An 11,496-nucleotide genomic window follows, 5' to 3' on the forward strand; every position below is an offset into this window, starting at 1 on the left:
ACGGGATATGAATAAAAAGCTCGCGTGGATGGGGTACGATGTGACTTGGTGGATTGGCCGAACGTTCCTGGGCATCGGTCCTAAGCACCTGCAGGCGTATCTTGATCAATTTTGCTATTATTACAATCGCGGCCGATCCACCCTCTACGTTCAATTACTCGCCGATTGCATCCATTCTTCTAGAATCACCTACCCGGAGCTCACTAAGACTGCCGGCGGTTCCCGCTCTAACCGATTAACTCGAGCCTCACGGCAACAATCACTTAAACTTGGGTAATCTTCCCTTCTCTTCTGTGCGTTTGCAAACAGCTTCCCATAAATTTCAAAAAGCCCAGTTTTCCAACAATTTGGATTTGTACTGAGCGACGGGGATACTCTCAAGGGCGAATCAGTGTGAAATTCATAAATAGCACGAAATACATCAACTGACCGAACGGGATAGTCTCTTCGCTAATGTTAGTCGATCAGGTTTCTGAGCTAACGGGATACCGGCAAAAGGAGACTAAGCGATATATCGATCTCGGATGAGAAATAGTCCATACTGAACCAACGGGATACCGGCAAAAGGGGAGAAAACGAACGATGAGAACGGTGGAAATAGAACGAACTGACGGAAGGGGATAGCGACAAAAGGGAGAAAAAAGCGATAGGTCGAGGCAACGCGAACTGACTAGACGGGATACCGATAAAAAGGCGCGAACTCGGAAAGGATCATACTTAAGGCGCAAGAGTTCCCTGACCCAACGGGATACCGTAAAAAGCGGGGAAAAGAGCTTCTATCCGCAGAGAAGCAGCGACGATTCGTGACATTGAAAAATCCGATGATCCATGGCAAATAACGAAAATGAAGGCGCTGCGAATAATAGATGCCATGATGCCGTTGGCAGCTCATTGAGAGGGCTAGAACGAAACTTGACTGGTCCTAAAGAAAACGCTTGTCAAACGAACGGACTTGTATGTAGAATCAACAAGGAAAATCTCGAAAGATCAGACGATTATTTGGAGGAAAACAGACTATGAGACGCGCAATCGGGGTTCATGAGAGACCCCCCATCGGGCAAAGCTTGACGTTGAGCCTGCAGCATCTGTTCGCGATGTTCGGCTCCACGGTGCTTGTCCCGAACCTCCTCGGCGTGGACCCGGCGGTCTGCCTGCTGATGAACGGCATCGGCACGCTGCTGTACCTGTGGATCTGCCAAGGCAAAATTCCCGCCTACCTCGGCTCCAGCTTCGCCTTTATCTCGCCGGCGGGCGCCGTTATCGGCATGTACGCCTCCGAAGGCGACGGTTATGCGGCGGCACTGGGCGGATTTATCGCGGCTGGGTTGGTGTTCACCTTGATCGCGATTTTGATCCAATATGCCGGAACCGGATGGATCAATGTCGTATTCCCTCCGGCGGCCATGGGCGCGATCGTCGCGGTCATCGGCCTGGAGCTGATTCCGGTCGCCGCGCAGATGGCAGGATGGATCGCTCCCCCAGGCGACGCCGAATGGACAATGGACGCGAATACGGTCATTATTTCCGTCGCGACGATGCTGGTGACGATTCTGGGCAACGTGCTGTTCCGCGGCTTCATGCGTATTATTCCGATTTTGATCGGTATCGTCTTCGGCTACGTGCTTGCGTACTTGATGGGAGAAATCAAATTCGGTTTCCTGGACGAGACGAACTGGTTCGACTCTCCGACGTTCACGGCTCCGGTATTCCACTGGGCGGCTATCTTGACGATCGTACCGGCTGCGCTGGTTGTCGTCGCCGAGCACATCGGCCATCTCATCGTGACCGGCAACATCGTGGAGAAGGACTTATCCAAAGATCCAGGCCTGCACCGTTCGATGCTCGGAAACGGACTATCGACGATGCTGTCCGGTTTCGTCGGGGCGACTCCGAACACGACGTACGGGGAAAACATCGGCGTACTGGCGATGACGCGTGTCTACTCCACATTCGTCATCGGCGGAGCGGCAGTCATTGCCATCATACTCAGCTTCCTCGGCAAGTTTTCGGCGCTCGTCGCCAATATCCCGGTCGCGGTCATGGGCGGCATCTCGCTGCTGCTGTTCGGGATCATCGCAGCGTCCGGTTTGCGGATGCTCGTTGAATCCAAGATCGATTACAGCAAACCGACCAACCTGTTCCTGACCACGATCGTACTCGTCACTGGCTTGAGCGGACTCAAGATCAAGTCGGGAGACTTCGAGTTGACCGGTATGGCACTGGCTACGGTCGTCGCCATCGTCTTCAGCCTGTTGTTTAAGCTGTTCGAGTTGACAAGAATGTCCAACGAAAGCGACGACGCGGTAGACACGACGAAACACTAGTCATGTTAAAGTTAGAAGGATCGAACCGTCGGAGGGCAATGTGCCCTTTGGCGGTTTTTTCGTGTCGGTCGGCTTGCGGGTGAGGGGGCTTGGCGGGCTCGAGGGCTTGGTGGGTTGAGGCTTGGTGGGCACGAGGTTTGGCAGGCAATGAAGCTTGACGAATTGAGGCTTGGCAGGGCATGAGGCTTGGCGGTCATGAAGCTTGGCAGCGTGGAGCTTGACGGGTGGGGACTTGGCGGTCATGAGGCTTGGCGGGCTTGAGGCTTGGCGGGCTTGAGGCTTGGTGGGTTGAGGCTTGGCAGGCATGAGGCTTGGCGGTCATGAAGCTTGGCAGCGTGAGGCTTGGCAAGTGTAGAGGCTTGTGTAGGAGGGCTCATTAGGAGCTGGCGTTAAGGGAAGTGGCGTTATTATTTCGGGTTAGATATTCGAAGGCGAATTATGGTAATGTAGGGATGACAGTATCATCCGTTATTCGGCATTATATGAGCTTATTCGCATTTGCGGGGAGGAAATTGCAGTGAGACTGGACAATATAACCGTGCTTGATTTCGAGACGAGCGGATTGGATCCGGCGCGCGACCGCGTCATCGAGGTGGCGGCCATCCGCTGCTACGGCGGGGAGATCGTCAGCCAATTCCAGACGCTGGTCCGGTTCGAAGGAACGCTGGCGCCGAAAATTACGGAGATCACCGGCCTCACGTCCGCCGATCTCGTTCACGGGATGGATGAGGAGACTTCCTTCCGCATCCTGAACCGGATTATAGGAGACAGCGTTATCGTCGCCCACAACGCCCTGTTCGACCTCGGGTTTCTGCATCATGCGCTGATGAGATTCGCGAAGCGGTCGTTCAGCAACGATTTTCTCGATACGCTGACGATTGCCCGCGACCGGCATACATACCCTCATAACCTGAAAGACATGTGCGACCGCTACGGCATCGCCCTGGAAGGCGCGCACCGATCGCTCAACGATATTATCGCGTGCTGGAAGCTGCTGGAGAAGATGAACGAGGAGAACAGCGTGAAGCCGTATCTGAATACGCTCGGCTATATGACGAAGTACGGCGTACCCAAGTGGAGCCCGAAGCAGGCCAATCTGGTGCCTGTCCAGATCAAGTACGCTTGACGCCCCGAGTGAAAGACAAGCGCCCGGAGGCTCCGGCTTACAGGAACCGTCCGGGCGGAAGCCCGAAATGCTGCTTGAACAGCTTGATGAAATAGCTCTTGTTGTCGTATCCGAGAGCCAGAGCCGCTTCTTCTACCGTTTTGCCCGCTCCTCCCCCCAGCAGTTCCTTCGCCTTTTCCATTTTCGAGCGATTGACGAATTCGATGAAGTTTTCTCCCGTCTCCTTCTTGAACAGCCGGCTGAAATAGCTCGGATTCAAGTGAAGGTGGTCCGCCGCTTCCTCCAGCGTAATTTTCTTGCCGAGATGCAGCCGCACATAGTTCTGAGCGTCGACGATCTCGGTCTTCTTGCTCTTCTTGGCGATCCGTTCGGCCTCGGCGACCGCCTCCCGAAGAAACCCAACCAGCCAATCCCGCAGCTCCCCGATATGCGTGATCTGCCCGATGTCCTGCTGCAGCTTCTCCTTGTCGTAGGCCATGCCGAGCTTCAGCTTAAGCAGCAGATCGAGCGCCAGCTTCCATACCATCTGCTTGACGTTCGAGGGCTGGAACCTCTTCTCGGCCAGAAAACCCGCGAATGCGTCCGCCGTCGGTCCGACGTCTCCTCCCGCTTCCAGCAGCAGCCGGTTGAACCGCTCCGCGTATTCGAAATGATAAGAGAACGGATCTTCCGCATTGAACTCCCGGCGCAGCTCTGCCGCCTTCGCGACGATGGGACCGTCCGAGTAGAACAGCCGATCTCCCGCTTCCAGCAAATCCGCGATCCGCCGCTTGAGCTCCGCTCCCCCGCAGGCCGTCTCTCCGACGACAACCGAATAGTCCAGCTTCAGCACCTGGGCGAATGCCTGCCGTACTTTGGCCGCGACGGCGGCCGCTTCGTCGTAAGGATTGCGAGCGAGATCTTTCTTGAACGCATGCAGCAGAAAAAACGATTGCCCGGAAAATCCGAGAAACAACGCGTTCTTCTCCTCGCGCAGCAGCTCCTCGGCAGCGTTCTCCGCGATGAACTTGACGGCCTCTTCCTGGCGGTAGCGGCCGATCGCTTCCCGATAGCGATACGCGCGGAACAGAACGGGAAGGAATTGGCCGAACTCCGCGTTTAAGCCGTACTCCGCAAGCCGGCCAAGCACCGTCTGGTCGTCCGCGTACGGCGAGGCGAGCAGATCGCGAAGCCACTTCTCCTTGGCGGCGGATTGGCTTCTGTTCGCTTGGCTCTGCAGCCGGTCGACCTCGGTTTTCAACCGGCGATCCTCGTCCAGTCTTGCCTTTACCCGTGCCGCTATGTCGGCGATGCTCTCCGGAGTCAGCGTCTCCTTCAATAGATAGTCCTGGACGCCGAGCTGTACGGCCTGCTGCGCGTAATGAAACTCGTCGTGGCAGCTCAGAATGACGAAGCGGCTTTTCGCCTCCTCCGCTTGGACACGTCGAATGAAGCTCAGCCCATCCAACCCCGGCATGCCGATATCGGTCACGATCAGCTCCGGATATCGTCCTTCCCAGGCCCGAACCGCGTCCAGGGCGTCGGTATATTCGCCCGCCAGCTCGAAGCCGAGCCGTTCCCACGGGATAAGCTTCTTCAGAAATTCGAGCACCGCCACGTCGTCATCCACCAGTATCGCTTTGTACATAGTCGGTCTCCTCCTTCTGCTTCAGCGGAATTCTCAGCGTGATTGTCGTTCCAATTCCTGGCGCGCTGGTCATCTCCATCTCGAACAAGCTTCCGTACAAAATCTGCAGCCTCTCCTTGACGTTCTTCAACCCGATGCCGGACACCGGAGCTCCGCTGCGGAGGCTCGCCATTTTCTCCTCGTCCAAGCCCGTTCCGTCGTCCTGGATCTCCACGAGCAGATAGGGCGGCTGTCTCCAAGCCGTAATCCGAATCACTCCCCGTTTCTGACGAAGCCCGTGAATATAGGCATTCTCGACAAGAGGCTGCAGCGTAAAGCGCGGGATGGCGATCAGCAGCGTGTCCGAGGCCAGATTGATCTTCAGCTCCACTTTCTCGTGATGGCGGAAATTCATCAACTGCATGTAATGCTCGATCGTGGCGACCTCTTCGTGAAGAGGGATGAATTCGTTGTTGCGGTTGATCGTCATTCTGAGCAGCGTGGACAACGAGCCGATAATGCCTCCGATCTCTTCCTCGCCCTTCAGAATCACCTGCATCCGAATCGAGTTCAGCGTGTTGAACAGAAAATGCGGATTGATCTGCGCCTGCAGCAGCTCCAGCTCGGCCATGCGCTTGCGGGTCTGCTCCTCTTCGACGCGGACGATCATCTCCTGAATCCGGTCGAGCATGCGGTCGAAGGCCAGTCCCAAATAGCCGACTTCGTGACCCCCGTCCACTCCGGATCGTTCGTCGAGAAAGCCTTTTTCCACCTTCGTCGCCGTGCGCGCCAGCTTCATCACCGGCTTCGTCCATTGATTCAGAAAGTAGAACAGAAGCAACGCGAAAAGAAGGAAAAAAGCGATCTGCACGACGAAAAAGCGGTTAAACAGACTGCCAATGTTGCTGATCACGTTCTCGTAAGGGGTTAAGCTGCGCAAGCTCCATCCGGCGAACGGAAGCGCATGCCCGATCGACAAATATTCGGAGCCGTTCCAATCGACGAACTCGTAGGAAGCGTCGAACGACGTTCGCGGCGGGGCGGCCAGCCCGATCTGCGCGGCGTCGCTGTGCGAGACGACGGTTCCGTTCGCGTCCAGCAGCATAAGCACCGGATCTCCGTCGTACTTGGAGAAAATTTGCCGGAACTGGTTTTCCGGCTTGCTCAGAATGATGTAAGCGTTGTCGCGATTGTTGTACAGTTGAAACTTGCGGATAATCGTCACGAGGTTCGGATATTTCTCCGTATCCGATTTGACGTAGTTCGGCTGCGTGCCAAGCCATTTCGTCAGGTTCGTCGGCTCCGTGGACAGCTCCGCCATCCAAGGCTCCTCGTACATAAAGCTCAGATCGTTGTTGTACGTCGAGTAGTTCGTGAAGTAGAGGCCGTCCGGCAGCAAAATCGTCACGTACGTATGGCCCCCGAAAAAAGTGATGCGGTCCAGCTTCTCGGCGATTCGCTTAAACGAGAAAAAATCGACCTTGCCCGTGCCGTCCTGCTTGTACTTGTTCCAGGCGACCCGCAGATCGGTAATCGTCTCGCTGTCGTATTGGATCGAGTTGAACGCGTTAACCATGTCCTGCATGATGTTTGACGTATACAGCTCGGCGACCTCAAGCGCTTGTTCCGCCTTTTCGACCGCTTTGACCTTTAATTCGTTTTTGGCGTACAGGCCGAGCATCACAAGCGTAATGACGGACGGCACGACCAGGCAGAGCAGCGATGTAAGGATCAATTTCTGTCTCCAGCTCAGCAACGGATATCGCATGTCCCGGTCCTCCTGCGCGCCGCGATAAGACGGCAAAGGGGATGCCCTCGGGCATCCTCCTCGTCATTATAAAATTCCGCTTACTTGTTTGCATCAATAATTTTCTGCAAGCTGGCCTGAACGCCCGCGATCGTCGAATCGATGTCGGCCTGCCCCAGCATGTATTTGTCCGCTTCCGCGATGTATGCCTTCTCCAGGTCGCCGGCGTAGGATACCGTAATCGGCGGAGTAGGCAGCTTCGTCACGTTCAGGACGTTGATCAGCGAAGCTTTGTCGATCTTATCCGGAGACGGCGTGGCGGCGACGATCTGGTCGACTTCCTTGGAGATGTCGGATTTCTTCCAGGCCGAGAACTGCTTCGTGAACGCGATGCCTTCCGTCGACAGATAGCGGAGAAACCGGTAGGCTTCCTCTTTGTGCTTGGAATTCGACGACATGACGAGCGGGTCCGCTCCTCCGAAGGAGTAGCTCTCGTCGCCCGGGGCGTTCGTCGGCCACGGCGCGAATGCGGAGACGAAGGTGGCCGGGATTTTGTCCGTGCCGCCCGCTTCGGCGACCATCCACGGTCCCGTCGGCATCATCGCCGCTTTCTGTTGGAAAAACTGGTCGCGGTACGGAATTTTCTGCGTGATGACGTCCTGGTAAGGCGTCGCGGATTTGTCCGTGTACTCCATCTCGTAGCGCAGCTCGAGCGATTTCTTCATGAACGGATTGTCCGCGTTGAGCGTCAGGCCGTCATCCTTCATGATGCCTTGATCCTTGGGCTGGCTGTACATGTTCAGCAGGAAGTAATCCTTCCACTCGTGGAAGTGCGCGCCGTACACTTTGCTCGGCCCTTCTCCCTCGGTCAGCTTCTTGGCGTAGTCGCGGAATTCGTCCCAAGTCCAGCTTGTCGGCACGGCCAGATTGGCCGCGTCCAGCTTGTCTTTGTTCAGCAGGATGAACCACGGACCGAATTTCCCCGGCAGCGAGTACCGCTTGCCGTCGATCTTCTGCTGCTCCGCCTTGTACTCGTCCTCGTAGCTGACGCCTTCCTTCGCCAGGTAATCGTCGAGCGGCTCCAGCATGCCGCTGACGGCGCGCTGCGCGAACGCGGTCGCCGAGCTGAGCGTGAACACGTCGAACGCTTCGCCCGATGCGTACATGACGTCCATCCGTTTCATCGATTCGACGGAGTCGTTCTCGACGAGCGGCACGTACTCGACCTTGATATCCGGATTTTTCTGCTGAAAGTCGTCGATCGCCGGCTGGAACACCGACGGCTTCTCCCAGCCGAGAAACTTGATCTTGACCGGCTCTTTGGCCGGTTCCGAACTGCTCGCGGACGGGCTGCTCGCCGCGCTCGGGCTTGCTTTCGCGCTTTCGCTCGGCGATGCTCCGTTGTTCTCGTTGCCGCCGCAGCCGGCCAGCACGCCGGTCGCCAGTGCGGCTGCCGCGGCCGCCGATAGCCATTTTCTTGTCATGTGTACGCCCTCCTCGTATATGAAAGCACTTAAACTTACATTTTTAACTTATCATGTAATACAGAGGTGTCAGAGTCACATATTTGACTTGTTGCGAAAAATTTTTACCCTTTTACCCCGCCGAGCGAGATGCCTTCGATAACCTGCTTCTGGCCGACGACGAAGATCGCAATCAGCGGCAGGATGGCCGACACCGTGCCCGCCATAATGAGAGAATAATAGACGCCGCTCTCGGATGCGAACTTCTGGATGCCGAGCTGGATCGTCGACAGCGCGTCGCTGCGCAGGAAAATGAGCGGATTGGCGTAGTCGTTCCACGTCCAGATGAACCGCAGGATCGCATAGGTCGCGATCGCCGGCCGCACGAGCGGCATCGCGATGCCGACGAAGAGGCGGGCGTGTCCGGCCCCGTCCATTCTGCCCGCGTCCAGATAATCCTTGTGAATGCCGAGGAAAAACTGCCGCATCATGAACGTCCCGAGCGCGCTGAACGAGCCCAGCAAGATGAGTCCCAGGTGCGTGTCGAACAGGTTCAGCCAGCGGAAGATCATGAACTGCGGCACGAGAATGGACGCGCTCGGAATCATGAAGGTCATCAGCACGACGACGAACAGCGCGTTTCGTCCTTTGAACTCGACGTGCGAGAAGCCGTAAGCCGCCATGCACGATACGACGACGGACACGACGGTCGTCAACGCGGTAACTTTGATCGTATTCCAATAATAAGTGACGAAAGGATATTCGCCAAACCAAACTTCGCGATAATTGTCGTACGCCATCCATTGCTTCGGAATCCATTCGATCGGATATTTGAACACGTCGATTTCCGGTTTGACGGACGCCGAGATCATCCAGGCGAACGGCAGCACGAACGCGACTCCGGCAATCAGCATCAAGAGTGTCGCGACCGCTCTGCCGGCTATATATTTGTAGCGCATAAGTCACCCCGCTCCTAGTAATTGACCCATTTTTTCTGCCCGTAGAGCTGCACGAGCGTAATGAGGAGGACGCATCCGAACAGCAGCCAGGCGATGGAGGACGCGTAGCCCGTCTTCAAGTTCTCGAACGCCGTCGTGTACAGGTAATAGGTGATGACGGACGTCGAGTTCGCCGGCCGCCCTTCGGTCAGCACCTTGATGATGTCGAACGACTTGAACGAGCTGATCAGACCGGTCACGAGCAGGAAAAAGGTCGTCGGCGACACGAGCGGAAACGTAATCCGGCTGAATCTCGTCCATGCGCCCGCTCCGTCGATGTCGGCCGATTCGTACAGGTCCCGCGGAATCGACTGCAGCGCCGCCAGATAGACGATCAGGCAGAAGCCGATGCCGATCCAGATCAGGATGATCATGACCGACGGTAGCGCGTAGTGGATGTCGGCCAGCCATTTCGGCGGATTGTCGACGCCTATTGCCGTGAGGAAGCTGTTAATCGGCCCGTAGGACGGATGGAACAGCAGTTGGAACACGATCGCCACGGCGACGATGCTCGAGATGTACGGGAGGAAAAAAACGACTTTGAACAGGCTCTTGAAATAGACGAGCCGGTCGACGACGACCGCGATCAGCAGGGAGACGACGATCTGGATCGGCACCGCGATCAGCAGCACGAGATTGTTTTTCATCGACAGCAGGAATACGTCGTCGTCGAATAGCTTCGCATAGTTCGAGAAGCCGACGAATTTGATCTTGTCGATGCCGGCGATAAAGCTCCATTCCGAGAAGCTCAGTATCGCCGACAGAATCGTCGGGACGATCGTGAATACGAGCAGCCCGATGAACATCGGCCCGATGAACGCGTATCCGGCCGCGGTTTCGTGCAGGACGCGCGAGCTTCTTTTTCTGACGGTTGGCGTGTTGGCCATCGAATGCACCCCATCTTCATCTGGTTCTGAGCTTATCTTACCGAAGACGGGGAGGGCCGAATAAGCGCAGATTCTGACCGATTTGAAAATATTTTTACTTTCGGGGAGAGGCGACAGGGTTGAGCGGAGCATAAAAAAACGCCCCCGCGCTTAAGCGGAGGCGTTCGTCGGTTCAGAACATCGAGGCGGGGTTCGCCGAGATGGAGGCGTAGTTCAATTCGGACGCTTCGTCTTCCCCGTCCATCAGCTCCTGCGCGAGCTCGTGGTAGGCGAGAGCGTCCTTATCCCGATTCATCAGGAGCAGGAGGGCGATCATCTTCGCGTGGAGCCTGCCGCTCAGAGGCAGCAGCTGCGACCATCTCTGCAGCGGGTTCAAGGCGATCTCGTAGCGCCCTTGTCCGACGTAGGCGTCGACCATCGCTTCGAGCAGCCCGACGAATTCGAGCTCAAGCTCCGCTTGGCGCGGGGCGGCCCACTCGTATCCGCTGCCGGCGAGATAGCCTTCCCCGTAGAGCTGCACGGCGCGCATGAGCGGCGTCAGCGAACCGGTCTCGCGAAAGCGCCGAAGCTCTTCCTCGTAAGCGGCTACGTCGTCGAACGCCACATCCCAGCGCAAAGCGTAGCTGCCGCCTGCCGTCTTCGACTGTTCGATCGCGTTCTCCAGCCCGCATGCTTCGAGATCCTTGCGCAGCTGGTAGACGGTCGAATGCAGATTGGCTTGCGTCTTGTCCGCGTCGCGGCCGAACCATAACCCGTCCGTCAGTTGGGCTCTGCCGACGGGCCGGCCCCGGTACGCGTGCAGCAGCGCGAGCAGCTCCCTGCCCTTGGAGTTGCGGAACCGAATCGGCCGGCCGTTCTCGTCTTCGACGCTGAAGGGACCGAAGCTGCGTACGGATACGCCTGTGCGGGAAGCGGACTCCCGAGCCGAGCCGGTTCGTTCTCCCCGCTTGGCGGCCCGACCGAGCGCGCGCTCCAGATCCTCGGGCATGATCGGCTTCAGCAAATAATCGAGAGCCTCTACCTGGAAAGCGTCCCGGGCATATTCCTCGTAGGCGGTCAGGAAGGCGATCTGAACCTCGGGACGGATGTCGCGAAGCCTTCTTGCCAGCTCCAGGCCGTGAATGCCGGGCATCTCCATGTCCAGCAGCACGAGATCGATCGGCTCGGGCGCCGTCAACGCATGCTCCAGAAACGCCTGAGCCTTGTCGAACAGCCCGTCCACGCGCACGCCCTCGAACGTTTCCAGCAGCTTTCCCGCTCTTCTGAGCGCGGGCAGCTCGTCGTCGACCGCGATTACCCTGAGCATGTCCGTCCCTCCTTCCGTCCGCATTATCTTCGTTTCGAT

General features: G+C 57.0%; 8 protein-coding genes and 1 pseudogene. 3 read left to right on the plus strand and 6 right to left on the minus strand.

The genetic code is table 11. The features are described from left to right. From B0G52_RS36360 to B0G52_RS28305, 3 genes and pseudogenes are all read left to right on the plus strand, one after another. Window positions 1-277 (plus strand): annotated as a pseudogene (locus tag B0G52_RS36360) (hypothetical protein); the annotation flags it as partial. 739 nt (window positions 278-1,016) lie between these two features. Continuing rightward, window positions 1,017-2,324, plus strand: coding sequence for a uracil permease (uraA, locus tag B0G52_RS28300; protein ID WP_094049608.1), 1,308 nt, complete (start codon window positions 1,017-1,019; stop codon window positions 2,322-2,324). 517 nt (window positions 2,325-2,841) lie between these two features. Beyond that, window positions 2,842-3,450, plus strand: a complete 609-nt coding sequence (locus B0G52_RS28305) for a 3'-5' exonuclease (RefSeq protein ID WP_094049610.1) — start codon at window positions 2,842-2,844, stop codon at window positions 3,448-3,450. A gap of 37 nt (window positions 3,451-3,487) precedes the next feature. On the opposite strand, the gene B0G52_RS28310 is transcribed toward B0G52_RS28305, so the two are convergent. The 6 genes from B0G52_RS28310 to B0G52_RS28335 form a co-directional block, all read right to left on the minus strand. Next, window positions 3,488-5,077, minus strand: a complete 1,590-nt coding sequence (locus B0G52_RS28310; protein WP_094049612.1) for a helix-turn-helix domain-containing protein — start codon at window positions 5,075-5,077, stop codon at window positions 3,488-3,490. Further along, window positions 5,052-6,824, minus strand: coding sequence for a cache domain-containing sensor histidine kinase (locus B0G52_RS28315; RefSeq protein WP_094049614.1), 1,773 nt, complete (start codon window positions 6,822-6,824; stop codon window positions 5,052-5,054). The genes B0G52_RS28310 and B0G52_RS28315 overlap by 26 nt, the downstream gene beginning before the upstream one ends. A gap of 80 nt (window positions 6,825-6,904) precedes the next feature. Then, window positions 6,905-8,287: an ABC transporter substrate-binding protein gene (locus B0G52_RS28320; RefSeq protein ID WP_094049616.1), complete on the minus strand. Its 1,383-nt coding sequence runs from the start codon at window positions 8,285-8,287 to the stop codon at window positions 6,905-6,907. Between the two features lie 104 nt (window positions 8,288-8,391). Beyond that, complete coding sequence (locus B0G52_RS28325) at window positions 8,392-9,225, minus strand: carbohydrate ABC transporter permease (protein WP_094049618.1); 834 nt, start codon at window positions 9,223-9,225, stop codon at window positions 8,392-8,394. A gap of 14 nt (window positions 9,226-9,239) precedes the next feature. Beyond that, a complete protein-coding gene (locus B0G52_RS28330; RefSeq protein ID WP_094049620.1) occupies window positions 9,240-10,151 on the minus strand; it encodes a carbohydrate ABC transporter permease in 912 nt (303 codons plus the stop codon). Window positions 10,152-10,323: 172 nt separating this feature from the next. Further along, entirely contained in the window at window positions 10,324-11,457 is a 1,134-nt protein-coding gene (locus B0G52_RS28335) for a response regulator (protein WP_158223909.1), read from the minus strand. Between the last annotated feature and the right edge of the window lie 39 nt (window positions 11,458-11,496).

It is taken from the genome of Cohnella sp. SGD-V74 (genome assembly GCF_003001675.1).
In the GTDB taxonomy this organism is placed as follows: domain Bacteria; phylum Bacillota; class Bacilli; order Paenibacillales; family Paenibacillaceae; genus Cohnella.